23 protein-coding genes and 1 tRNA gene are annotated in these 24,238 nt (G+C 70.9%); 11 read left to right on the forward strand and 13 right to left on the reverse strand.

Annotated features, from left to right (window positions below; genetic code table 11):
• Positions 1-15: 15 nt before the first annotated feature.
• Positions 16-711 (reverse strand): pentapeptide repeat-containing protein, encoded by a 696-nt coding sequence (locus tag ACZ3KP_RS16215; RefSeq protein ID WP_467500023.1) that lies wholly within the window; start codon positions 709-711, stop codon positions 16-18.
• A 195-nt stretch (positions 712-906) separates the two neighbouring features.
• On the opposite strand from ACZ3KP_RS16215, the gene ACZ3KP_RS16220 reads away from it, so the two are divergent.
• The 6 genes from ACZ3KP_RS16220 to ACZ3KP_RS16245 all read left to right on the forward strand — a co-directional run bounded on the left by ACZ3KP_RS16220 (position 907) and on the right by ACZ3KP_RS16245 (position 6,753).
• Complete coding sequence (locus ACZ3KP_RS16220) at positions 907-2,412, forward strand: MFS transporter (protein ID WP_467500025.1); 1,506 nt, start codon at positions 907-909, stop codon at positions 2,410-2,412.
• Positions 2,413-2,473: 61 nt separating this feature from the next.
• Positions 2,474-3,130 carry a rhomboid-like protein gene (locus tag ACZ3KP_RS16225; RefSeq protein WP_467500027.1) on the forward strand — a complete coding sequence of 219 codons (657 nt, stop codon included), beginning with the start codon at positions 2,474-2,476 and terminating at the stop codon, positions 3,128-3,130.
• 9 nt (positions 3,131-3,139) lie between these two features.
• Positions 3,140-4,558 carry an NAD(P)/FAD-dependent oxidoreductase gene (locus tag ACZ3KP_RS16230; RefSeq protein WP_467500029.1) on the forward strand — a complete coding sequence of 473 codons (1,419 nt, stop codon included), beginning with the start codon at positions 3,140-3,142 and terminating at the stop codon, positions 4,556-4,558.
• A gap of 311 nt (positions 4,559-4,869) precedes the next feature.
• Entirely contained in the window at positions 4,870-5,562 is a 693-nt protein-coding gene (locus tag ACZ3KP_RS16235; RefSeq protein ID WP_467500031.1) for a HemK2/MTQ2 family protein methyltransferase, read from the forward strand.
• A complete protein-coding gene (locus ACZ3KP_RS16240; protein WP_467500033.1) occupies positions 5,546-5,758 on the forward strand; it encodes a CDGSH iron-sulfur domain-containing protein in 213 nt (70 codons plus the stop codon). Before ACZ3KP_RS16235 ends, ACZ3KP_RS16240 begins: the two co-directional genes overlap by 17 nt.
• Complete coding sequence (locus tag ACZ3KP_RS16245; protein ID WP_467500035.1) at positions 5,755-6,753, forward strand: iron-containing redox enzyme family protein; 999 nt, start codon at positions 5,755-5,757, stop codon at positions 6,751-6,753. The genes ACZ3KP_RS16240 and ACZ3KP_RS16245 overlap by 4 nt, the downstream gene beginning before the upstream one ends.
• A 14-nt stretch (positions 6,754-6,767) precedes the next feature.
• Here ACZ3KP_RS16245 and ACZ3KP_RS16250 read toward each other — a convergent pair.
• Positions 6,768-6,841, reverse strand: a tRNA-Thr gene (locus ACZ3KP_RS16250).
• Between the two features lie 173 nt (positions 6,842-7,014).
• Between ACZ3KP_RS16250 and ACZ3KP_RS16255 the strand changes: the two genes are divergently transcribed.
• From ACZ3KP_RS16255 to ACZ3KP_RS16270, 4 genes are all read left to right on the forward strand, one after another.
• Positions 7,015-8,343 carry an RNA-guided endonuclease InsQ/TnpB family protein gene (locus tag ACZ3KP_RS16255; RefSeq protein ID WP_467500037.1) on the forward strand — a complete coding sequence of 443 codons (1,329 nt, stop codon included), beginning with the start codon at positions 7,015-7,017 and terminating at the stop codon, positions 8,341-8,343.
• A gap of 319 nt (positions 8,344-8,662) precedes the next feature.
• Complete coding sequence (locus ACZ3KP_RS16260; protein WP_358974450.1) at positions 8,663-9,799, forward strand: ABC transporter ATP-binding protein; 1,137 nt, start codon at positions 8,663-8,665, stop codon at positions 9,797-9,799.
• Between the two features lie 241 nt (positions 9,800-10,040).
• Positions 10,041-10,502 (forward strand): hypothetical protein, encoded by a 462-nt coding sequence (locus tag ACZ3KP_RS16265; protein WP_467500039.1) that lies wholly within the window; start codon positions 10,041-10,043, stop codon positions 10,500-10,502.
• 86 nt (positions 10,503-10,588) lie between these two features.
• Positions 10,589-11,320 carry a nucleotidyltransferase family protein gene (locus ACZ3KP_RS16270; RefSeq protein WP_467500041.1) on the forward strand — a complete coding sequence of 244 codons (732 nt, stop codon included), beginning with the start codon at positions 10,589-10,591 and terminating at the stop codon, positions 11,318-11,320.
• Positions 11,321-11,441: 121 nt separating this feature from the next.
• Here the strand turns inward: ACZ3KP_RS16270 and ACZ3KP_RS16275 are convergent, their stop codons facing one another.
• The 9 genes from ACZ3KP_RS16275 to ACZ3KP_RS16315 form a co-directional block, all read right to left on the reverse strand.
• On the reverse strand, positions 11,442-12,131 hold the full coding sequence (locus ACZ3KP_RS16275; protein WP_467500043.1) for a response regulator: 690 nt from the start codon (positions 12,129-12,131) through the stop codon (positions 11,442-11,444).
• Entirely contained in the window at positions 12,128-13,240 is a 1,113-nt protein-coding gene (locus ACZ3KP_RS16280; protein WP_467500045.1) for a sensor histidine kinase, read from the reverse strand. Before ACZ3KP_RS16280 ends, ACZ3KP_RS16275 begins: the two co-directional genes overlap by 4 nt.
• Positions 13,241-13,424: 184 nt before the next feature.
• Positions 13,425-14,012 (reverse strand): hypothetical protein, encoded by a 588-nt coding sequence (locus ACZ3KP_RS16285; RefSeq protein WP_467500047.1) that lies wholly within the window; start codon positions 14,010-14,012, stop codon positions 13,425-13,427.
• Between the two features lie 240 nt (positions 14,013-14,252).
• A complete protein-coding gene (locus tag ACZ3KP_RS16290) occupies positions 14,253-15,920 on the reverse strand; it encodes a DoxX family protein (RefSeq protein WP_467500049.1) in 1,668 nt (555 codons plus the stop codon).
• Positions 15,921-16,070: 150 nt separating this feature from the next.
• Positions 16,071-17,012 (reverse strand): 23S rRNA (guanosine(2251)-2'-O)-methyltransferase RlmB, encoded by a 942-nt coding sequence (gene rlmB, locus ACZ3KP_RS16295; RefSeq protein WP_467500051.1) that lies wholly within the window; start codon positions 17,010-17,012, stop codon positions 16,071-16,073.
• 105 nt (positions 17,013-17,117) lie between these two features.
• The gene (gene cysS / locus ACZ3KP_RS16300; protein WP_467500053.1) at positions 17,118-18,515 is read right to left on the reverse strand and encodes a cysteine--tRNA ligase; all 1,398 of its coding nucleotides are present in this window, start codon (positions 18,513-18,515) and stop codon (positions 17,118-17,120) included.
• Between the two features lie 117 nt (positions 18,516-18,632).
• Positions 18,633-19,160 carry a 2-C-methyl-D-erythritol 2,4-cyclodiphosphate synthase gene (gene ispF / locus ACZ3KP_RS16305; RefSeq protein ID WP_467500055.1) on the reverse strand — a complete coding sequence of 176 codons (528 nt, stop codon included), beginning with the start codon at positions 19,158-19,160 and terminating at the stop codon, positions 18,633-18,635.
• On the reverse strand, positions 19,150-19,938 hold the full coding sequence (gene ispD / locus ACZ3KP_RS16310) for a 2-C-methyl-D-erythritol 4-phosphate cytidylyltransferase (RefSeq protein WP_358974480.1): 789 nt from the start codon (positions 19,936-19,938) through the stop codon (positions 19,150-19,152). Before ispD ends, ispF begins: the two co-directional genes overlap by 11 nt.
• Before the next feature lie 331 nt (positions 19,939-20,269).
• Positions 20,270-20,752, reverse strand: coding sequence for a CarD family transcriptional regulator (locus ACZ3KP_RS16315; protein ID WP_003953493.1), 483 nt, complete (start codon positions 20,750-20,752; stop codon positions 20,270-20,272).
• Between the two features lie 603 nt (positions 20,753-21,355).
• Between ACZ3KP_RS16315 and ACZ3KP_RS16320 the strand changes: the two genes are divergently transcribed.
• On the forward strand, positions 21,356-22,036 hold the full coding sequence (locus ACZ3KP_RS16320) for a copper chaperone PCu(A)C (protein ID WP_467500057.1): 681 nt from the start codon (positions 21,356-21,358) through the stop codon (positions 22,034-22,036).
• A 93-nt stretch (positions 22,037-22,129) separates the two neighbouring features.
• Here ACZ3KP_RS16320 and phoP read toward each other — a convergent pair whose 3' ends face one another.
• Positions 22,130-22,801, reverse strand: coding sequence for a two-component system response regulator PhoP (gene phoP, locus ACZ3KP_RS16325; RefSeq protein ID WP_018568744.1), 672 nt, complete (start codon positions 22,799-22,801; stop codon positions 22,130-22,132).
• Between the two features lie 5 nt (positions 22,802-22,806).
• Entirely contained in the window at positions 22,807-24,063 is a 1,257-nt protein-coding gene (gene phoR / locus ACZ3KP_RS16330; protein ID WP_358974486.1) for a two-component system sensor histidine kinase PhoR, read from the reverse strand.
• Positions 24,064-24,238 lie beyond the last annotated feature (175 nt).

A 24,238-nucleotide genomic window follows, 5' to 3' on the forward strand; every position in this document is an offset into this window, starting at 1 on the left:
GGCGCCCGGTGGCTCTCACCCCTCCACGCGGATCCCCAGCTGCACCGCCAGCACCGGTGCCAGGTCCAGCAGTTGGGACATGCTGATCACCGCCCCGGCCAGCCGCTCCACCCCGCTCGCGATCTCCAGCGACGCGGCACCGCGCAGATCGACGTCCTTCATCGTCACGCCCCGGAAGTCCGCCCCCTTCACGGCGCAGTCGACGAACTCCACGCGCTCCAGGACGGCGTCGCCGAAGTCCGGCTCCACCAGGACGCAGCTCTCGAAGACCACGTCCCTGACCTTGGCCGTGCGCAGGTTCAGGTAGTCGATCTTGCCGCCGCGGACCACCACCCGCTCCAGCACCGAGCCGTGCAGCTGGGTGCCGCCGAGCCGGGCGTCGACCAGCTCCACATCGCGCAGGGTCGCCTCGGCCAGGTTCGTGCCGACGCCTCTTATGCCGGTGAGGACCGTGTCCAGCACCCGGGCGTGGCGCAGCCCCGTCTCGTCGAAGGCGCAGTTCGTCACCGCGCAGTCCATGAAGCGGGCGCCCGCGCCGTCCTGTCCGGCGAAGTCCGCGTCCCGGAACTCCACCCCGTCGTAGTCCCCGTCCGGTTCCAGCCCGCCGTCGACCCACGGCTCCAGCGGGGGCAGCCGCACCTCCGGCCGCCGCGCACCCTTCACCCTGCCGCCACCGACCCCGCCGGACCCGCCGGCCCCAGTCCTCGCCATGCCCCCCATAGTGCAGCCCCCCACTGACAATCCCCCCCACTGCCCATCCCTGTCACACTCCGGCCGCCCGATCCGTCGTACCGGTGAGGAAGCGCAGTCTTCGGCCCGCACGGCCGGAAAGGTGGTCCTGGAACCATGACCAGGAACAGCACAGCACGGGATGCGGAGCGTCCCGATCCGTGGTCTTCTGACCGAATGAGCGGCGCCCGGACGGCTGGGACGAACGCCGGTGCGGACGGAGCCGACCCGCGCCGCTGGTGGGGGCTGGTCGTCATCGCGCTGGCCCAGCTGATGGTCGTACTCGACGCGACGATCGTGAACATCGCCCTGCCGTCCGCACAGCGTGCCCTCGGCATGTCCGACGGCAACCGGCAGTGGGTGATCACCGCCTACACGCTCGCCTTCGGCGGGCTGCTCCTGCTGGGCGGCCGGATCGCCGACCTGGTCGGCCGCAAACGCACCTTCGTCATCGGGCTCGTCGGCTTCGCCGCCGCCTCCGCGTTCGGCGGCGCCGCCCAGACCCCTGGGATGCTGTTCGGCGCCCGCGCCCTCCAGGGCGCCTTCGCCGCCGTCCTCGCGCCCTCCGCGCTCTCCCTGCTCACCACCACGTTCACCGACCCGCGCGAGCGCGGCAAGGCCTTCGGCATCTACGGCGCCCTCGCGGGCAGCGGCTCCGCGATCGGCTTCATCGTCGGCGGCCTGCTCACCGAGTACCTGAACTGGCGCTGGTGCCTGTACGTCAACGTGCCCATCGCCATCCTCGCCGTCGCCGGCGCGCTCACGCTGCTGCGGGACCGGCCCGGCCACACCGGCGCCCGCCTCGACGTGCCCGGCGCGCTGCTCGGCTGCGGCGGACTCGTCGCGCTCGTCTACGGCTTCAGCGAGGCCCAGCCGCGCGGCTGGAGCGACCCGCTGGTACTCGGCCTGTTCGCGGCCGGTGCCCTCCTGCTCGCCGGGTTCGTGTGGTGGCAGACACACGCCCCGAGCCCCCTGCTGCCGCTGCACATCGTCAAGGACCGCAACCGGGCCGGCAGCTTCCTGACGATGGCGCTCGCGACCGTCGCCATGTTCGGGCTGTTCCTCTTCCTGACCTACTACCTCCAGGTCATCCTCGGCTACTCCCCGGTCCGGGCGGGCCTCGGCTTCCTCCCCCTGACCGTGGCGATCATCGTCGGCTCCACCCAGATATCCGCCCGCCTGCTGCACCGGGCGGCCCCGCGCCTGCTCATGGTCCCCGGCATACTGCTCGCCGCCTGCGGCCTGCTGCTCCTGACCCGGATCACCGTCCACTCCTCCTACCCCACCGAGATCCTGCCCGCGCTGCTGCTGATGGGCCTCGGCATGGGCCTGACCTTCATGCCGGTGTTCGCCACCGCCACCTCCGGCGTCGCCCCGCAGGACTCCGGGGTCACCTCGGCCACCGTCAACACCTCACAGCAGGTCGGCGGCTCCATCGGCACCGCCCTGCTCAACACCGTCGCCACCACCAGCACCGCCACCTACCTCGCCGCCCACCTGCACGACCCCGCCCAGAAGGCGGCGGTCGTCCCGGAAGCCGTCGTCCACGGCTACACGGTGGCCATCTGGTGGGCGGTGGGCGTGATGCTGCTGGCCGCCCTGGTCGCGGGTCTGCTGGTGACGGCGAAACCGCCGAAACACGACGCCGCGGCCGAGACACCGATGCCGGAGCCGGTCGGCTGACCGTCAACCGGCCGGAATGTCATTCACCCGTGCGACGTCACAGTCGTGCGTGAATCACTTCATGGGATTTCTCCGGGGCCTCGGCAGCAGGGCGTGGGCGTACGTCCGCAGCGCCCCCGGCACGTACATCTGGCTGGCGATTCTGTTCGTGACGACCGTCGCGCTGCACTACATGTCACCGGCGTTCGAGCAGCAGTTCCTGCGACAGCGCTCCACCAACCTGCGGGAACTGTCCGACAACCCGGTGCGGGTGCTGATCGCCAGCGCGATGTGGATCGACGGCGGGGACTGGGTGCCGTACGCACTGCTCTACACCGTCTTCCACGCCCCGGCCGAGCGCTGGCTGGGGACGGTGCGCTGGCTGCTGGTGTGCGTCCTCGCGCACGTGCTGGCGACGCTGATCAGCGAGGGCGCGCTGCTCAAGGGCATCCACGACGGCATCGCCCCGCACTCCGCCGTCAACGCCCTCGACTTCGGAGTGAGTTACGCGCTCGCCGGGGTGATCGGGGTGCTCACCTACCGGATCGCCCGGCCCTGGCGGTACGCGTACGCCGTGATCGTCCTGCTCGGGTACGGACTGCCCCTGACGGAGTCGCCCACCTTCACCGACCTCGGCCACTTCGTCGCCGCACTGATCGGCCTGACCTGCTGTCCGCTGGTCAGAGGCCGCGGAAAAGCATGGAATCCGAAGGAGACACTGGACGCCCTCAGAGGTTAGCGTCCGGACATGAACAGCTCGGCACGCAGTTCGGCAGGCAGCTTCGTCAACGGCGGCATCTCCTTCTGGTACGCGGACGACGGCCTCCCCGCGGGACGGGAGCCGCTCACCGGCGACGCCTCGGCCGACGTCGTGATCGTCGGCGGCGGCTACACCGGTCTGTGGACCGCGTACTACCTGAAGCAGGCCGCCCCCTTCCTCCGGGTCACCGTCCTGGAGCAGAAGTTCTGCGGCTACGGCGCCTCCGGCCGCAACGGCGGCTGGCTCTACAACGGCGTCGCCGGCCGCGACCGGTACGCCGCACGACACGGCCGGGAAGCCGCCGTACGCCTCCAGAAGGCCATGAACGAGACGGTCGCCGAGGTCGTCGCGGTCACCCGGGCCGAAGGCATCGACGCCGACCTGCACCAGGGCGGGGTCCTCGAAGTCGCCACCACCCCCGCCCAACTGGCCCGCCTCAGGGCCTTCCACGAGCACGAGCTGTCCTACGGCGAGACCGACCGCGAACTGTACGGCGCCGGGGCGACCCGGGAACGGATCCGGGTGGCCGACGCCGTCGGCTCCACCTGGACCCCGCACGGCGCCCGGCTGCACCCGGTGAAACTGGTGAAAGGGCTGGCGGCGGCCGTGGAGGCACTCGGCGTGGTCATCCACGAGTCCACCCCGGTGACCGAGATCCGGCCCAAGCACGCCGTCACCCCCTACGGCACGGTCCGCGCCCCCTACGTCCTGCGCTGCACCGAGGGCTTCACCGCGAACCTCAAGGGGCAGCGGCGCACCTGGCTGCCGATGAACTCCTCGATGATCGCCACCGCCCCGCTCACCGAGGAGCAGTGGGAGACGGTGGGCTGGACCGGCCTGGAGACCCTCGGCGACATGGCACACGCCTACATGTACGCCCAGCGCACCGCCGACGGACGGATCGCGCTCGGCGGGCGCGGGGTGCCGTACCGCTTCGGCTCCCGGACCGACAACGACGGCCGCACCCAGCAGACGACCATCGACGCCCTCCGGGACATCCTCGTCCGCTGCTTCCCCTCCCTGGCCGGTCTCGCGATCGAACATGCCTGGTCAGGAGTGCTCGGGGTGCCCCGCGACTGGTGCGCGACGGTCACCCTGGACCGCTCCACCGGCCTCGGCTGGGCGGGCGGCTACGTCGGCTCCGGCGTCGCCACCACCAACCTCGCCGCCCGCACCCTGCGCGACCTCGTCCAGCTCGACTCCGGGCAGGCCGGCCGCACCGACCTGACCGAGCTGCCCTGGGTGAACCACAAGGTCCGCAAGTGGGAACCGGAACCCTTCCGCTGGCTCGGCGTGCACGGCATGTACGCCACCTACCGAGCCGCCGACCAGCGCGAACGCCTCCACCCCAGCACCACCTCGTCCCCGCTGGCCCGCATCGCGGACCGCGTCGCGGGCCGCCACTGACCCACCGCGCCGCGCGAAGCCCGTTACGGCTGCTGCCCAGGGGTACCCGTGTGCCACGGCCGGCCGTGTCCGGCACCCGCACCCCACACAGCGCGGAGCAGATACGTGAAGACCCTCGTCCCCCGCAGCGCCCACCGGAGATCCCCCGCGCCCCCGCGGCCGCGGGCGCTGCCTCACACGGCCGGCGCACGGCTGCCCCAGCCCGCCGGACGACCGGCCACCCCGCACGCCACGACCCCGATCACCGTCCACGCGAGCACCCCGGTGCCGGGCGCGAACCCGTGGGTGCCTCAGAGGACGGGGGCCCGAGGATGACGGCCGATTCCCTCACCACCTCCGCCCCCCGGTTCCGGTGCTGGGCCCCGCCGGGGGTCTACCGGCCCGGGACCGACACCGGGCTGCTCGGCCGGGCGCTGCGCCGGGAGCACGTCACCAGCCGTACCGAGGTCCTGGACCTGGGCACGGGCAGCGGCGCCCTCGCGGTGCAGGCCGCCCGACTCGGCGCCCGGGTCACCGCCGTCGACATCTCCTGGCGGGCGCTGGCCACCACCTGGTGCAACGCCCTGCTGAACGGCCGGACCGTACGGGTCCACCACGGTGACCTGGCGTCCGCGGTGCCCGGCCGCCGCTTCGACCTCGTCGTCACCAACCCGCCCTACGTCCCCGCCCCACCCGGCGACGGCCCGCCCCGGGGCCCCGCCCGCGCCTGGGACGCCGGCACCGACGGCCGCCTGCTGATCGACCGCATCTGCGCGGCGGCACCGACCGTGCTGCGCCCCACGGGACGGCTGCTCATGGTCCACTCACACCTCAGCGGCGTCGAGGAGAGCCTCGACCGACTGCGGGCCGCCGGCCTGCGCGCGGAGATCGTCGACCGCACCCGGCTGCCCTTCGGCCGCGTACTGCACTCCCGCCTCGCCTGGCTGCACGAACGCGGACTGGTCGCCGACAGCACCGGACGCCCGACGGAGGAACTGGTGGTCATCCGTGCCGAACACACCTGACCGACCGCGCCGCGTCCGCGTCCAGCGCGACGGCCCGCTCCTGGTGGAGGGGCCGGTCGAAGTGGTGGACGAGGACGGCGAGGTGTGCGTGTCACGACGCTTCATGGTGGCCGTCTGCACCTGCCGCCGCACCCGCACCCCACCCTGGTGCGACACCAGCCACCGCCGCCGTACGAAACGGGACGAGACCTCATGACCGGTGCCCCCCTGCCCGCGCCCCGCGGCCCGCTCTCGGCCGCCCTCCTCGACACCCTGCGCGGCTCACCCGTCCCCGACCCGCCGCCACCGCTCCCCGCCGACCCCTACGGCGACGACCTGCAACTCTCCCTCTACATCCTCTACGAACTGCACTACCTCGGCTTCGACGGCGTCCCCGACGACCGCGAATGGGACCCCCGACTCCTCGCCCTGCGCGCCGAGTTGGAGGCCCGCTTCCTGCACGCGCTGCGCACCGACGTGCCCGTCGAGCTGACCGCGACCGCCGCCCAGGCCCTGGACGAGCTCCAGCTCGAACCGGTCGGCGAGGTCGACGGCAGCCTCTCCCACTTCCTGCGCGACCACGGCACCCTCGACCACTTCCGCCAGTACGCGGCCGTGCGCTCGCTCTACCACCTCAAGGAGGCCGACCCGCACGCCTGGGTGATCCCACGGCTGCGCGGACGCGCCAAGGCGGCCATGGTCGCGGTCGAGTTCGACGAGTTCGGCGGGGGCCGCGCCGACGAGATCCACGCCCAGCTGTTCGCCGACCTGATGGCGGACCTGGGCCTGGACACCTCCTACGGCCACTACCTGGACGCCGCCCCGGCCGAAGCGCTGGCCACCGTCAACCAGATGTCCCTGTTCGGCCTGCACCGGGCCCTGCGCGGCGCGCTCGTCGGCCACTTCGCCACCGTCGAGGTGACCTCGTCCCCGGCCTCCCGCCGCCTCGCGGAGGCCCTGCGCCGCATGGACGCCGGCCCGGCGGCGGTCCGCTTCTACACCGAGCACGTCGAGGCGGACGCGGTCCACGAACAGGTCGTACGCCACGAGGTGGTCGCGGGCCTCCTCGCGGACGAACCCCACCTGGAACCCGACGTGGTCTTCGGCATCCGCACCACCGGCCACCTGGAGGCCCGCCTGGCGGCCCACCTTCTGAGCACGTGGCGGAACGATCACTCCGAAAAAGAGAAAGACCGGGTCACCACAACGTGACCCGGCCCCTGCGGAGCCCCCTGTCGGATTCGAACCGACGACCCTTCCCTTACAAGGGGAATGCTCTGGCCAGCTGAGCTAAGGAGGCACCGCGCACTACAACGCCGTACGCGAAGGCGGCTCCACTGTACACAGTGCCCGTTTCCGGAGCCACGAAGTTCCACCCCCCACTCGTCGAAGAACTGTGCGTAACCATCCGTGCACCCGTTCGTTGATCGGTCTGACGTGCTGTTCCGGAGACCGGATCCTGTGGAGGGGTGCATGGGGGAGTCGGCGAAGAGTCCGAAGCCCGAGGTGGTGGAGGGCGAGGAGGCCGAGCGGATCAAGCGGGAGGCACTCGGTATCGGCGGCCGTCGGAAACACCACGCTCGTGAAACCACCCGTCTCACGGCGCACGCCAAGGACGCGGACGCCCGGCACCGGCTCTACCGGTTCCGCTTCTATCCGACGGAAGAGCAGGCGGCGCAGCTGGAGCGGACGTTCGGTGCCTGTCGGTGGGTCTACAACGAAGGGCTCGCGTTGCGCTCCGGGGCCTGGGAGCGGCATCGGGTGAAGGTGGGGTTCGCTGAGACGTGCCGGGCTCTGACGGGTTGGAAGCGGGCTGAGGGGACGTCCTGGCTGGGGGATGTTTCGTCGACGGTGCTGCAGCAGTCGCTTCGGCATCTGGATCAGGCGTACGGCCGGTTCTTCAAGGGGCAGGCGAAGTATCCGAGGCGGAAGAGGAAGGGGCGGTCGCGGGATTCGGCGACGTATGTGCGTACGGGGTTCCGGTGGGTCGAGGATCTGGGGCGGCCTGGTACGGGGTTGATCACGCTTGCCAAGCAGTCGGTGCCGTTGGACGTGCGTTGGTCGCGGGCGTTGCCCGCGGGTGTGGTGCCGGTGCGGTTGTCGGTGACTCGGGACCGGGCCGGCCGGTATTTCGTGTCGACGCTGGTGGAGGAGCGGATAGCGCCGCTGCCTGCGGTTTTCGTGTCGGGGACGGGGGAGCCGAAGGCGGTCGGACTGGATCTGGGGGTGGCGTCCCTGGTCACTCTGGACGATGGTTCGACGTTCGGTCATCCGAGGTTGTTGAAGCGGTATGCGGAGAAACTTGCGCGGTTGCAGCGGGAGCTGCACAGGAAGGTGAAGGGGTCGAGGAACCGGGGGAAGGTCAGGGAGAAGATCGCGCGGTTGTACGCGCTCATCGGTGACGTGCGCAGGGACATGCTGGACCAGTTGACCACCCGCCTCGTGCGCGAGAACCAAGTGCTCGTGGTGGAGGATCTTTCGGTCGCGAGCCTGACGCGGGTGGCGCGTGGCAGGGGGAGGCGGCGCAAGGCGAAGCTGAACCAGGCCATCCTAGATGCCAGTTGGGGTGAGTTGGTGCGGCAGTTGCGGTACAAGTGCGAGTGGTACGGGCGGGAGCTGGTGATGGTCGACCGGTTCTTTCCGTCGACCCGGCGCTGCTCGGCCTGTCACGTCGTGGGGCCGAGGTTGGACGTCTCGGTCCGGCAGTGGACGTGTTCCGGGTGCGGTGCGCTGCATGATCGGGATGTGAATGCCGCGGTGAACCTCCGGGACGAGGGTTTGCGGTTGCTGTCCGCCGTGTAGGCGGCCGGCGCGGTACGGACCGACGGGCCGTCGGCCGGAATGCCTGTGGAGTTCATGTAAGACCGGTCGGGCGCGGCTCACAGGGCCGTGTGCGGTCGGCTGCGGGCGATGAAGCAGGAAGCCGTATGGGCAAGGTCACAAGACAGCTGCTCTGCCTTCGCTCGAAAATTTCCGCGAAGTTCACAGGGCTCCAGGTACTGACATACAGGGTGAACGCCAGGTACCGTCTCGATCCAGTTCACTCTCGTGGACTACACCACCACCTTCCTACAACGGATCGTCCGGCACGTTCCTGCCGGTAGAAGGGGGCCTCTGAGCCATGGCCACTGTCACGTTCGACAAGGCGACCCGGATCTACCCCGGTTCCACCAAGCCCGCCGTCGACGGCCTCGACATCGCGATCGAGGACGGCGAGTTCCTCGTCCTGGTCGGCCCGTCGGGTTGCGGCAAGTCCACCTCGCTCCGGATGCTCGCGGGGCTCGAGGACGTCAACGGCGGCGCCATCCGCATCGGTGACCGCGACGTCACGCACCTGCCGCCGAAGGACCGGGACATCGCCATGGTGTTCCAGAACTACGCCCTCTACCCGCACATGACCGTCGCCGACAACATGGGCTTCGCACTCAAGATCGCCGGCGTCAACAAGGCGGAGATCCGGCAGAAGGTCGAGGAGGCCGCGAAGATCCTCGACCTGACCGAGTACCTGGACCGGAAGCCGAAGGCCCTGTCCGGTGGTCAGCGTCAGCGTGTCGCGATGGGCCGTGCCATCGTGCGTGAGCCGCAGGTCTTCCTCATGGACGAGCCGCTGTCCAACCTGGACGCCAAGCTCCGTGTCTCGACCCGTACGCAGATCGCGTCGCTGCAGCGCCGCCTCGGCATCACCACCGTCTACGTCACCCACGACCAGGTCGAGGCCATGACGATGGGCGACCGGGTCGCGGTCCTCAAGGACGGTCTGCTCCAGCAGGTCGACTCGCCCAGGAACATGTACGACCGGCCCGCCAACCTCTTCGTCGCCGGCTTCATCGGCTCCCCCGCCATGAACCTGGTCGAGGTCCCGATCACCGACGGTGGCGTGAAGTTCGGCAACAGCGTGGTGCCGGTCAACCGCGAGGCCCTCAAGGCCGCCTCCGACAAGGGTGACCGCACGGTCACCGTCGGCGTCCGCCCCGAGCACTTCGACGTCGTCGAGCACAACGGCGAGGTCGCCTCCGCGCTGTCGAAGGACACCGAGGACGCCCCGGCCGGTCTCGCGGTCTCCGTGAACGTCGTGGAGGAGCTCGGCGCCGACGGCTACGTCTACGGCAGCGCCAAGGTCGGCGACGAGCTCAAGGACCTGGTCGTCCGCGTCAGCGGCCGCGCGGTCCCGGAGAAGGGTGCCACGCTGCACGTCGTGCCGCGTCCGGGCGAGACCCACGTGTTCTCGACCTCCACGGGTGAGCGCCTCTCCGACTGAGGTCTTCGCGACTGAGCGCTCGTCACCGTGACAAACCTCTGACCAGGGTGAATCCACCCAGGTTGACGTCGAGGGCCCCGCAGCCTGCTGCGGGGCCCTTTCCGTTGCCCGATTTACCCCGGCAAGCGGGTGGTTTTCGAGCAGCGTGCGTCAACCCCTTACCCAGAACAAGGCACTTCCCCGTCCCCCGAACCGGTGACTAAATGTCGCCAAATCATTACCGCACGCTACCCTCACACGCGTGAAGCACTCCACCACCCCTCAGACGCGACGTGGCCACCGGGGCGGCCCTGCCCGCCGGATCGGCCGCACACTCGCCCTTGTCCTGCCCGTCGTCCTGGTGCTCTCCGGGACCCTCGCCGTCACCCGCGTCAACTGGACGGGAAGCCCGCGGAGCTCGGTGCTCACCGCGACCGACGTGACCGAGGCGAGCCTCTCCCGCAAGGCCACCGTCCAGGCCCCGCAGGACGTGCTGCGCGACCAGTTGATGACCGAGCTCCAGGACAAGAACCCCGGCCAGGTCCTGACCCACCTCCAGCAGGCGGTCAACGGTCATCCGTCGCTGGCCGAGCACTGCACGTCCATCGCCCGCGCGCTGGGCCGGGCCGCCGTGCGCATCTACGGCGCCTCGCGCGCCCAGTCGTACGCCCGCCCGGTCTGCGACACGTCGTTCGCGTCCGGTGTCCTGGCCGCGCACAGCTGACGCCGGCGGGTAAGGGAGGTAACGGCTCCTTAAGGGCCCCCGGGCGGCGGTCGGCCGCCCCCGGGGCGCGTCGTACAGTTCGGGGCATGACCCATCCGAACGCCGCGTTGCGCCCCACTCAAGCCGTGGTCCTGGCCGGTGGCCAGGGCTCACGGCTTCGTCCGTACACCGATGACCGGCCCAAGCCGATGGTCGAGATCCCCGGTACGGGCACGCCGATCATCGGCCACCAGCTGACCTGGCTCGCCGAGGAGGGCGTCACGGACGTGGTGGTCTCCTGCGGCCACCTCGCCGAGGTACTGCAGAAGTGGCTGGCGACGGCCGACCTGCCGCTCTCCGTCACCACGGTGGTGGAGAACGAGCCGCTGGGCCGCGGTGGCGGCCTCAAGTACGCCGCCGCCCACCTTCCCCACCCCGAGCGGCCCTGGTACGCCACGAACGGCGACATCTGGACGCGGTTCTCGCTGCGCGACATGGCCGACTTCCACACGGAGCGGGACGCGGTGGCGACGCTGGCGCTCGCCCGGCCGCGGATCCCGTGGGGTGCGGTGAAGACGGACGGCTTCGGGCACATCACCGACTTCATCGAGGCGCCGCCGTCGACGTTCGAGATCAACGCGGGTGTGTACGTGTTCTCGTCCGCGTTCGCCGGGATGCTGCCGGAGCGGGGGGATCATGAGCGGACCACGTTCCCGCATCTGGCGCGGAGCCGACAGCTGGCCGGGTTCCCGATCCCGCAGGGGGCGTACTGGCGGGCGATCGACACGGCGAAGGATCTGACGGAGGCGGCGAAGGAGTTGGCCGCGCTGGGGCGGTAGCCGAAAAGGGGGCTTGCGGTCGGTTGTCGGCCGCGGGTGCCTGAGGGTTGCTCGCGCAGTCCTCGCGCCCCTGAAGGTTCACTTGCGCGCGTCAAGAAGGCCCGGTGACGGGCCCGGCCCGTCACCGGTTCCGCTGGGCTGGGTCCTCCTCGGTGTGGATCCCGTGCCGGTGCGCGTACACGATGGCCTGCGGGCGGTCGCGGCTGCCGGTCTTGGCGAAGATCTGATTGATGTGGGTCTTTACCGTGGAGCGGCTCAGGTACAGCCTGGCGGCGATCTCCGCGTTGGACAGTCCCTGCGCGATCAGGCCGAGCACTTGGCCCTCGCGTTCGGTGAGGCCGTCGGGGAGGGTGGCGTCGTTCCTGGGGTGGCCTGGGTCGTTGCGGCGGCTTGCGTGGATCAGGCGGGCGGCGGCGAGCGGGTCGAGCATGGTGTGGCCGGAGACGGCGGCCTTGATGGCGCGGTGGATGTCCGCGGCGGAGGCGTTCTTCGTCAGGTAGCCGGTGGCGCCTGCTTCGAGTGCGGCGAGGATGGAGTCGTCGTCGGTGTAGGTGGTGAGTACCACGACGGCCGTGGCCGGACGCTCGGTCTTCAGCCGGCGGGTGGCCTCGACGCCGTCGGTGCCGGGCATGTGAAGGTCCATCAGGACCACGTCGGCCTCATGCTCGACGGCCAGTTCGACGGCCTGCGCGCCGTCCGCGGCCATCCCGGCGACGTGCACCCCGTCGACGGCGCCGAGAATGGTGGCCAGGCCCTCGCGCACGACCTGGTGGTCGTCAGCGATGATCACGGAGGTCGGGGTGGGGCTCATCGGTCGCTCCCGTCGCTGCGGTTGCCCGGGGTGGCCCGTCGGTAGGGGATTCGTGCGGTGACCTGCCATCCGCCGTCGGGTGTGGGGCCCGCCTGAAGGTCGCCGCACGCCTGCTCGACGCGTTCCCTCATGCCCCGGAGCCCGAACCCGCCGCCGCTCGCGCGCGGCGCCGGGGGTGTGTCCGGGCCCGGGGCGGGTCGGGTATTGCCGACCTGGACGGTCACGTCCCGCGGACCGAAGCCGACCCGCGCGCTCACGCGCGCGCCGGGGGCGTGTTTGGCGGCGTTGGTCAGTGCTTCCTGGACGAGCCGGTAGAGCGTGAGCGTGGTGTCGGTTTCGAGCTCTTGCCGGCCGCCGTCCACCTCGAGCTCTGCCTGATGGAATGCGCAGAGCCGTTCGAGCTGCGCGGCCGGCGGTGCGCTCTCGCCGCGCAGCGCGCGGACCGCCTGGCGTGCCTCGTCCAGGCCCGTGCTGACCAGCTCGTGACCGAGCTCGATCTGTGGGATGAGCTTCTCGGGCGGCGCGTTGGTGCGGGCGAGGGTGTCGATCGCGGTGAGCTGGATCGACAGGGCGCCGAGCGTATGGGCGAGCACATCGTGCAGTTCGCGGCCGAGGCGGTTGCGCTCACCGGCGAGTTCCGCCTCGGCCCGAGCGAGCTCGGTACGCCGGCGTTCCGTGGCGACCAGTGTGCTGCGCCGGGCTCGCTGGTCGATCTCGCGTCGGCTCGCACCGGCCACCAGTCCGGCGAGGGCCACAGCGGCGGTGGCCAGTAGGCGCCCGGGAAACGGCCCGTGAGGGATCGCTGCGAGACAGTGGGCGACGGGGCCGGCGGTGGACAGCACGAGAGCGGCGACCGGATCGAATGCGACGGCGGCCGCGCTCGCCGCGACGCCGGTGAAGATCAGCCCGTTGGTATCGGTGACGGCGATCACCGCCCCGGCCGCGCACATCACCGCGGCGACCACGGCCACGTGGCCACCGCGGGTGCCGGCGATCAGGGCAAGCCATGCCAGCGAGGCGACGGCCAGGGCGACGGGCGCCACGATCCCCGGGTCGGCGGGGAGTGTGACGACGTTGATCCAGATCGACACCCCCAGCCCCACCAGCATGACCGCGACGCGCGCCCGCGGGTCGGGGATCATGCCGCTCAGCCCGATCCCGGGATGGTCCGCGGCCGGCCTGAATCTGCGGGAGATGCTCATCGGTCCTGATGATCCCAGGACGGCGTGTCTGAAGAGCGTGCCCGAAGCGCGCGGACCGTGCGGATGATCCAGGTGAGCAGCGGTGTGAGGATCACCGTGCGACGCCCATCGTCTGCGCGGCGCCCACGACCGGGACGGCCCGGGCCCGGCACGCGCGGCCTCGCGCCCACAGCCCCAGGCTGCGGAACAGGCTCATGCTCACGGACAGGAAGATGAAGCCGTTCGTCAGAGCGGTGTCACTCAGGTGCTGGGTGGCCATGAACACGCCGAGTCCCACCGGAAAGATGTGCTGGGCGCCGTAGGCGAAGCCGAGCCGGGCGGCGGTCACAGCGATCCAGACCGCCGCGTAACCAGCCCCCGAGCGGCTGACCGCAGCGGGTCTGCCCGGGGTGGGCGAGGTGCGCGGCCGGCCCCCTCGCCAATCCGGGTGGTAGTCGACGGACACCAGCAGCGGGCAGACCGAGAACAGCCCGAGCGCCGCCCCGACAAGCGTGCCGGCGGCCTGAAGCAGCAGGTCGTTGCCGCCGGTGGGCAGCGAGGTGAAGAAGAACGGCACGATGAGGCCGACGCCGATGATCGGCCGTCCCACCCGGAACCAGCCGATCTTGCGGCGGCCGAGATCGGACTCGAGTACCACGGCCAGGATCACCAGCTGCATGATCACGATGTTCGCTGTCATGCCCCCCACCCTCGCCGCGACGCCCGGTCCTGCCATCGGCCTCCGGGCTGGTCACCGGGTGGAGATGCGAGGACGGGGGGTGGAGACCGCGGTCCACCCCCTCTGCCGAGGACCGCGGGCGGGTTACTTGCTCCCTGGTGTCCGAGCTTGGGTGTCCGAGCTTGGGTGTCCGAGCTCGGACACCCGGGCCAGGAAGCCCCGTACCTCTCCGGCGGTACGGGGCTTCCTGCTCTGCTCCTGCTAGCCCAGCAGGCCGCCCACCAGGCCCGGTTGGCCTGTGGAGGTGCCGCCGCCGGTGGTGGTGCCGGTGGTGGTGCCGCTGCCTCCGGAGGAGGACGTGCCGCCGGTGGCGGTGCCGCCCGAGGTCGGGCCCGCGGTGGTCGGGGCCGGAGCTGTGTGGCGGCGCGGGACCTGGCCCGTGGTGCCCTGGGTCTGGCTGGGGGTCGTGGTGGTGGTCCCGGTGCTGTGGGTCGCGCCCGGGGTGGATGCCGACTGGGACGGGCCCGCCGTGGCGCCGCCGGAGGGAGCGGTGCCGGCCGAGGGGGTCTTCTTGGGGTGGCGCTTGGTCGACTCGCCGGGGAGCGGGGAGCCGGGGAGGTTGTTGCGGGGGGCCTCGCCGGGGCCGGGGACGACCACGCGGCTGGAGTCGCGGACCGCGCCGCCGAGCAGGGAGCCGACGAGGAGGGTGAGGCCGACGGTGACGGCGGTGATCAGAGCGCCCCGGCGCAGCACGAAGGCACGCAGGTCCCAGATGTCGGAGTGGGGGCCGAGGCGGCGCCAGGCGCTGCCCGCGAGACGGCCGTCCACCGAGTAGACGGGGGCGCCGGCGATGATCAGCGGCGACCAGGCGGCGAGGTAGATGATGTCGGGGGCGTCGTACGCGGGGACCGTCTTCCAGCTGACGGTGACGATGAGCGCGGCGGAGAGCAGGGCGCCGACGACCGCGGCGACCCGCTGCCAGCAGCCGAGGACGGTCAGCACGCCGACGATCACCTGGAGGAAGGCGATGACGAGGCCGGAGCCGACCGGGTGCTGGAGGGCGAACTGGCGCAGTGGCTCGGCGACTTCCCAGGGGTGCAGGGAGTCGAGCCACTTGACCATGGAGCCGCGCTTGCCGCCGTCGAAGTAGACGGGGTCGCACAGCTTGCCCATGCCGGCGTAGACGGAGATGAAGCCGAGGAAGATCCGGAGCGGGAGCAGGACGACGCCGAGGTTCATCCGGCGGCCGGGGTAGTAGGCGTGCCGGGCGGGGTCGCCTTCGCCGGTCCGCCTGGCGGGCGCCGGTTCGCCGAAGTCCTCGAACCGGTCGTCGTAGCCGTGGTCGCCGTAGCCCGACCCGTGGTAGCCCGGTTCGTCGTAGGCGCTGCCCACCTGCAGCATGTCGGGGAGCAGCCGGTTCTCGCCGGAGGCCGGGGAGCGGGGGTGGCCGACCAGTGGTGTCTCGACGGTCTGGTCGAGTGCGCCGTAGCCGTCGTCGACGCGCGGGATGACCCGGGTCGCGCCGGCCGGTTCGAGGGGCTCCTCGGCGTGCCGGACGCTGCCGCCCCGGACGGCCTGGAGCAGCCGGTGGGCGCCGGTGTCGTCGGGCGCGGACTTGCCGCTCCAGACGACCGGGCGGCGTCGGCCGGGTGCCGCCCCCGCCCTGCCCGCCGGGCCGGCGGCCGGGATGCGCGCGGTGTCCTGGGTGGCGCTCAGGTGCCGTGCGACCCGGGGGGATTGGGTACGCCGTGTCGATGCGCCCAACTGCACGCGGAAACTCGCGTGGTTGACGATGACCTGCGCCGGATCGCTCGGCACCTTCACCATGCTCAGCGCGGGAGCGTCGTCGGGCCCGGAGGCGAATCCGGAGCGGAATCCCGGCGAGCGGTCCCCCGTGGGAGTGCGGGGTGTTCTGGTGTCCACACTCATCTAACCGAGTGACGTGGAGTTAGGACACTGCTTTGACCGGCCGGATGTGTCCGGACCCCGTCAAGGATGTCCTGGACGCCGGAATCACCCCGCACGGGTGAGGTTACGGACGTTTGTTCATTCCCGGCGCCGGGTCGCCTCGTACGGTGGTCAGCTGCGCTTCCGTGCCGCCTCGTACAGCACGATTCCCGCCGCCACACCGGCGTTCAGCGACTCCGCGCCGCCCGGCATCGGGATCCGTACCCGGAAGTCACAGGTCTCGCCGACCAGCCGCGACAGGCCCTTGCCCTCGCTGCCCACGACGATGACGACCGGGCCGGACAGGGCCTCCAGGTCACCGACCTCGTGCTCGCCGTCGGCGGCGAGGCCGACGACCACGATCCCGGCCTTCTTGTACGACTCCAGCGCCCGGGTCAGGTTGGTGGCGCGGGCGACGGGCGTACGGGCCGCCGTACCGGCCGACGTCTTCCAGGCGCCCGCCGTCATACCGGCCGCGCGGCGCTCGGGCACGACCACGCCGTGGCCGCCGAACGCAGAGACGGACCGGACGACCGCACCGAGGTTGCGCGGGTCGGTGACCCCGTCGAGGGCGACGATCAGCGGGTCCTCGCCCTCGTCGGCGGCCGCGTCCGCGAGGTCCTCGGGGTGCGCGTACTCGTACGGCGGGACCTGGAGGACCAGGCCCTGGTGGTTGAGGCCGTTCGTCATGCGGTCCAGCTCGGGGCGCGGGGCCTCCATGAGGTTGATGCCACCGCGCTCGGCGACGAGCTGGAGGGCCTCGCGGACCCGCTCGTCGTTGTCGATGAACTGCTGGACGTAGAGGGTGGACGCCGGGACGCCCTCGCGCAGCGCCTCGACTACCGGGTTGCGGCCGACGACCATCTCGGACGTGCCCTTGCCGCCCCGGCCGCGCGCGACCGGACGGCGCTGGGCCTGCTTGGCCTTGGCGGTGGCGATGCGGTTCTTCTTGTGACCCTTGCGCATCTCGGCGGGCGGGGTCGGGCCCTTGCCCTCCAGGCCCCGGCGCCGCTGGCCGCCACTGCCGACCTGCGCGCCCTTCTTGCCGGACATGCGGCGGTTGTTGGCTGCCATGAGTTACCCGTCTCCGTGAGCGTCGTTTCGTACGTGCGTCTTATGCAGTGTGCCGCCCGGGGGGCCGGGCGGCACAGTTGATCTTCAGATCGGGGCGGCTGGGCCCTAGGACCTGAGGGTCCAGCGCGGGCCCGAGGGGCTGTCCTCGATCGCGAGACCGGACTGGTTCAGCTGGTCGCGGATGGCGTCGGCGGTCGCCCAGTCCTTGCGGCCGCGGGCGGACTCGCGCTGGTCGAGGACGAGTCGTACCAGGGTGTCGACGACCCCGTGCAGGTCCTCGCCCTTCTCGGTCCCGCCGGCCCAGTGCGCGGCCAGCGGGTCGAGGCCGAGCACGCCGAGCATGGCGCGGACCTCGGCGAGGCGGGCGACGGCCGCTTCCTTGTCGTCGGCGGCCAGCGCGCTGTTGCCCTGGCGGACCGTGGTGTGCACGACGGCGAGCGCCTGCGGGACGCCCAGGTCGTCGTCCATCGCCTCGGCGAACGCCGGCGGGACCTCCGCCGAGGGCTCGACGGCTCCCCCGGCCAGCTCCACCACGCGCTGCACGAAGCCCTCGATCCGCGCGAACGCCGACTCGGCCTCGTGCAGCGACTCCTCGCTGTACTCGATCATCGAGCGGTAGTGCGGGGTGCCCAGGTAGTAGCGGAGCACGATCGGGCGCCAGTGCTTGACCATCTCCGAGACGAGCACCGAGTTGCCGAGGGACTTCGACATCTTCTCGCCGCTCATGGTGACCCAGGCGTTGTGCACCCAGTACTGGGCGAAGTCGTCGCCGAACGCCTTGGCCTGGGCGATCTCGTTCTCGTGGTGGGGGAAGATCAGGTCGAGGCCGCCGCCGTGGATGTCGAAGGCCTCGCCGAGGTACTTGTGGGCCATCGCCGAGCACTCCAGGTGCCAGCCGGGACGGCCGCGGCCCCAGGGCGTCTCCCAGCTGGGCTCGCCCGGTTTAACGGCCTTCCAGAGCGCGAAGTCCCGCTGGTCCCGCTTGCCCGTCTCGCCCTCGCCGCTGGGCTGGCGCAGGCTGTCCAGCTCCTGGTTGGAGAGCTGGAGGTAGTCCGGGTAGGAGCGGACGTCGAAGTAGACGTTGCCGTCGGCCTCGTAGGCGTGTCCGCGCTCGATCAGGCCGCGCATCATCTCGATCATCTCCGGTACGTGCCCGGTCGCGCGGGGCTCGTACGTCGGCGGGAGGCAGCCGAGCGCGGCGTAACCGTCGTTGAACGCGCGCTCGTTCTCGTAGCCGATCGCCCACCAGGGGCGGCCCTGGTCGGCGGACTTGGTGATGATCTTGTCGTCGATGTCCGTGACGTTGCGGATGAACGTGACGTCGTAACCGCGGTATTCGAACCAGCGGCGCATGATGTCGAAGTTCAGGCCCGAGCGGATGTGGCCGATGTGCGGCGCCGCCTGCACGGTGGCACCACAGAGGTAGATCGAGACACAGCCCGGGACGAGCGGGGTGAAGTCACGGATCTGCCGGGCGTTGGTGTCGTACAGGCGAATGGTCACGGGTCCAAGGGTAGTGGGCGGAGGGTGGTGCGCGGCACCGGTATGGGGAGCGCCGTGGTCGGGTGCGGGTGCACGGCGGCTTGTCGCGCGGTTCCCCGCGCCCCCATAAGAATCCGGTCACGCCGTTTTCACGACCAACGCCGTCGCCACCGCCATGAGACCTTCGCCCCTGCCCGGGAACCCCAGGCCGTCCGTAGTGGCCCCGGAAACCGACACGGGAGCCCCGGCCGCGTCCGAGAGGATCTTCTCGGCCTCGTCCCGGCGCTTTCCGATCTTCGGGCGCGGGCCGACGACCTGTACGGCGACGTTCCCGATCACGAATCCGGCGGCGCGGACGATCCGGGCCGCCTCCGTCAGCAGGGTCACCCCGGACGCGCCCGACCACTCGGGACGACCGGTGCCGAAGTGCTGCCCCAGGTCACCCAGTCCTGCCGCCGAGAACAGCGCGTTGCACGCGGCGTGCGCGACGACGTCCGCGTCGGAGTGCCCGGCGAGTCCCGGGCCCTCGCCCTCCCACTTCAGGCCGGCGCACCACAGGTCGCGGCCCTCCTCGAAGGCGTGGATGTCGGTACCGATGCCCACCCGGGGGAGGATCACCTCAGAAACCGGCTCAGAAACCGGCTCAGAAACCGGCTCAGAACCCATCGTTCAGCCTCCTGCGGGCCAGGACCGCTTCCGCGAGCACCAGGTCGAGGGGGCGGGTGACCTTGAAGGCCTCCTCGTGGCCGGGGACGACCACGACCTGCTCGCCGAGCCGCTCCACCATGCTCGCGTCGTCGGTGACGTCGTCGGTGACCGTCTCGTGGGCGCGGACCAGCGTCGCGCGGTCGAAGCCCTGGGGCGTCTGGACCGCGCGCAGGCGGTCGCGGCGCGGGGTGGCGAGCACGGGCTCGGGGTCGCCGGGTACGGCCGCCGGCTCGACCTCCTTGACCGTGTCGGCCAGCGGAAGGGCGGGGACCACGGCCCGGGCGCCGTCGCGGACCGCCTGGACGACCGCGTCGACCGTGTCGACGGGGACGAGGGGGCGGGCCGCGTCGTGGACGAGGACGATGTCGTACTCGGGGGGCAGCGCGTCGAGGCCGAGCCGCACGGACTCCTGGCGGGACTCGCCGCCGGGGACCACGAGGAAGTCGGTGCGGTCGGGAAGCGCGTGCGCGTCCAGCAGGGACTTGACCTCGGAGGCGCCGTCGGGCGGGGCCACGACCACGACCAGGGAGACGGCGCGGGAGGCGGCCAACGCGCGCACGGCGTGGACGAGCATGGGGGTGCCGTTCAGCGCGCGGAGCGCCTTCGGGGCGCCCGGACCGAGCCGTACGCCACGGCCGGCGGCGGGAATCACGGCTGCCGTGCGCAGTGCGGCGCGCGGTTCCGCCGGCCGTTCCGTCAGCGGTTCCGTACGCGAAGGACGCGAATCGTCAGACATCGGTTCCTGTCAGGTTTGTGTGCGGGCCTGGCGTGGGTATGGCCTGGGAAGTGCCGGGCGCGACGCCTTGACCGGACCCTTCCGTGACACTGGTCGAGCCAGCAGCCCGGGCCCGGCACGCCTAGTATCGGGGGTCCCCGCCGGGGTGGGTCTCAGGGCGGGTTTCCGAGTGAGAGTTCCGTACGGTGGGTGCCGTTGCCGTATGACGTTTCCGTACGACGGGTGCCGGGCACAGAGATGCCGCAGCGCCCGGCGACAGTGGCTTGTCATCGGGCACCGCGGCATTTCAGTGTGCGGAGTTCAGCGTTTCAGCGTGTCGAGCCGGACCGCGTCAGGACGCGAGCACCTCGTCGAGCAGGGCCTCGGCCTTGTCCTCGTTCGTGTTCTCCGCGAGGGCGAGCTCGCTCACCAGGATCTGGCGGGCCTTGGCGAGCATGCGCTTCTCACCTGCGGAGAGTCCGCGCTCGCGCTCACGACGCCACAGGTCACGCACGACTTCCGCGACCTTGATGACATCGCCGGAGGCGAGCTTCTCCAGGTTTGCCTTGTATCGACGGGACCAGTTCGTGGGCTCCTCGGCGTACGGCGCGCGCAGCACCTCGAAGACCCGGTCCAGCCCGTCCTGACCGACCACATCACGCACGCCGACGAACTCCGCATTGTCCGCTGGCACACGTACCGTCAGGTCACCCTGGGCGACCTTCAGCACCAAGTAGGTCTTGTCCACGCCTTTGATCTGGCGAGTTTCGATGGCCTCGATCAGCGCGGCCCCGTGATGGGGATAGACCACGGTGTCGCCAACCTTGAACGTCATGTGACAGGTACCCCTTCCGTGGCTATCCAGGGTAACACGGAAACCGGCGGTTCTGAATGGCGTTTTCGCAGGTCAGGGCATATCTCAGGGCTTGACAACAGCGACAGGAACGTGCTGCGCGGGCCGTCCGGAGGCAGGTATTCGCAGGTCGGAGCACCTCTTCGGGCGAGGAGAAACGCGCACGTTACACACATCCGGACAGCTCCCCAAGTGGCTTAACGTCCACAAATGTCCGCTTCCAAGCGTACGACTTCCGCTACTCCGTTCGGTCACCCGAGCCGGATCCGAGGGGTTTCCGGAATTGATCACCCGCGTCCGACCGAACGGTACGTGATCGATTTCCCCGGTGGTCATGCATTCCTTCACGTAAATTTTGCGCCGCGTGTTGCGGACGAGTTATGTGAATGCCTGACGCGCGTCGCGGCAAAGCGGCCGGGGCGCCACGTGCGGCGCCCCGGGTACCCCCTGGTGGAGGGAAGGACGGGGCTTGGGGAGGGTCGGGTGCGGCCGCGCGGGAACGGCTCGGTAACCTAAGGCCGCTGACAGACACTTAGGGTGGCTTTATAAGGGAGTCGCCCGCGCGTTCAAGGAGATGCCGCCGCCGTGAGCAGCAGCCTTCGACGCGGCGCCCTCGCCGCCTCCGCCATCGCCTTCTCCGTCGCCTCGCTCGCCGCGTGCGGTGCCGGCAACGACTCCCAGACCCTGGAGATCAAGCCGGACAACGCCGCGACCAGCGTCGGCGACATCAAGGTCCAGAACGCGACCGTGATCACCCAGCCCGACCTCACGTCGACCGGCCCCGCGGTGATCTCCGCGACCATCTTCAACACGGGCACCCAGCCGGAGACGCTCCAGTCGATCGTCGTCGCCGGCACCGACAAGACCGCCGAGCTGCACGCCACCAAGTCGCAGCCGCTGACCATCCCGGGCGGCGGCCGGCTGATCCTGGGCGGCAAGGACAACGCCTCCGCGGTGCTGCCCAGCAGCCGTGAGGCGATCAAGGACGGCAACGCTCAGAAGATCACGTTCACCTTCAGCAAGACCGGTGACGTGAGCCTGCGGGCGTTCGTGGTCCCCGCGGAGAGCTACTTCACCGGCTGGGGCCCGAGCTCGGTCCCGTCGCCCTCCGCCTCCGCGTCCGCCTCCAGCTCCCCGGCCGCCTCCGGCTCCCCGGCCGCGGGCAGCAAGGCGAGCGAGAGCGCCAAGCCGGGCAAGGGCAAGGCGTCGGAGAGCGCCTCCGCCAACCCGAGCGACTCGGCGTCGGCGTCGGCGAACGCGGGCTGATCGGTCGCAGGCCGGTCGCGCCGTCGTACGAGAACGCCTGAAGGGCGGCCCCCGGCGGGGGCCGCCCTTCAGGCGTTCGTCCAGGTCAGCGGTTTACGGCTCGAACTTGTACCCGAGCCCCCGGACCGTCACCAGGTACCGCGGCGCGCCCGGGTCCGGCTCGATCTTCGCGCGCAGGCGCTTGACGTGGACGTCGAGGGTCTTGGTGTCGCCCACGTAGTCGGCGCCCCACACCCGGTCGATGAGCTGCATGCGGGTCAGGACGCGGCCCGCGTTGCGCAGCAGCATCTCCAGCAGGTCGAACTCCTTGAGGGGGAGGTCGACCTTGGAGCCGGAGACGGTGACCACGTGGCGGTCGACGTCCATGCGGACCGGGCCGGCCTCCAGCGCGGCCGGCGTGACCTCCTCCGGCTCGCCCCGGCGGCGCAGCACCGCGCGGATGCGGGCGACCAGCTCACGGGAGGAGAAGGGCTTGGTGACGTAGTCGTCGGCTCCTATTTCGAGCCCGACGACCTTGTCGATCTCGCTGTCCTTGGCCGTCACCATGATGACGGGGACGTTGGAGCGGCCGCGCAGCTGGCGGCAGACCTCGGTACCGGGCAGCCCCGGCAGCATCAGGTCGAGGAGGACGAGGTCGGCGCCGTTGCGCTCGAACTCGTCGAGTCCGTCGGGCCCGGTGGCCGCCACGGCGACCTCGAAGCCCTCCTTGCGGAGCATGTACGACAGGGCGTCGGAGAAGGACTCCTCGTCCTCGACGACGAGCACACGGGTCACGGAAGGACCTCCGGGGCGGGAAGCGGTTCGTACGGGGATGACTCGGTGGTGCCGGCCTCGTCGTCGAGGTCGGGGTCGGGGTGCTGCGACGCGCGGTCGCGTACCGCGCCCGCCTCCGGCAGCCGGAGGGTGAACGTGGAGCCCTGGTTCTCGGCGCTCCACACCGTGACCTCCCCGCCGTGCGAGGCGGCCACGTGCTTGACGATGGCGAGGCCGAGGCCGGTGCCACCGGTGGCCCGGGAACGGGCCGGGTCGACGCGGTAGAAGCGCTCGAAGATGCGCTCCTTGTCCTTGTCGGAGATGCCGATGCCCTGGTCGGTCACGGCGAGCTCGATCATGTCGCCGCCGGGCATGCTGACCCGGCGGGCGGCTATCCCGACCCGGGTGCGGGCCGGGGAGTAGTTGACGGCGTTCTCGACCAGGTTGCCGAGCGCGGCGGCGAGCTGACCGCGGTTGCCCCAGACGTGCAGGTCGGCGGTGCCGCCGGCGGCCATGGTGATCTGCTTGGTGCCGGCCTGGTGGCGGCACCGGTCGATCGCCTCGGCGACGAGTTCGTCCACGCGGACGGGCTCGGCGTCCTCCAGCGGATCGTCGTTCTGCACTCTCGACAGGTCGATGAGCTCCTGGACCAGGTTGGTCAGGCGCGTGGCCTCGATCTGCATACGGCCGGCGAAGCGCTGCACGGCCTCCGGATCGTCCGAGGCGTCCATGACGGCCTCGGAGAGCAGGGAGAGCGCGCCGACCGGGGTCTTGAGCTCATGGCTCACGTTCGCCACGAAATCACGGCGTACCGCCTCGATGCGACGGGCCTCGGTGAGGTCCTCGACGAGCAGCAGCACGAGCCGGGAGCCGAGCGGCGCCACCCGGGCGGAGACCGCGAGGGCCTCGCCGCGGCCGGTGCCGCGTCGGGGCAGGTCCAGCTCCACCTGTCGTATCTCGCCGTCCCGACGGGTGTCCCTGGCCATCCCGAGCATCGGCTCGACGGCGAGTTTGCCACCGCGCACGAGTCCGAGGGCGTACGCCGCCGAGCTCGCCTTGACGACGGTGTCGGCCTCGTCCAGGACGACCGCCGAGGAGCGCAGCACGCTCAGCACGGTGTCCACGCCCGGGGGCAGTACGGGGTCGGTGTGCAGAGAAGTCCTGGTCGGTCGCTTCTGGTCGCGTTCGCTCCAGCGGAACGCCAGCATGGCGATGACACCGGTGAGTACCCCGGCGATCGCTGCCGCTGCGGCGACCGCCGCGTTCACGTCCATGCAAACAGGTTAAGCAGGGGGTACGACATCCCCACAGCCATGGAAGTGCGACCTCGAACACTCGTCGCCCAGAGTTCACCTTGGAGCCAGTATTGGTTCATTTGGGGTGGCAGAAACGGTCGCGTTGAGACCGGAACGTGGGAGCGTGGGGTTCGCAGCTGGTTTCGGCCACGGG

It is taken from the genome of Streptomyces sp. NPDC020958 (genome assembly GCF_055562175.1).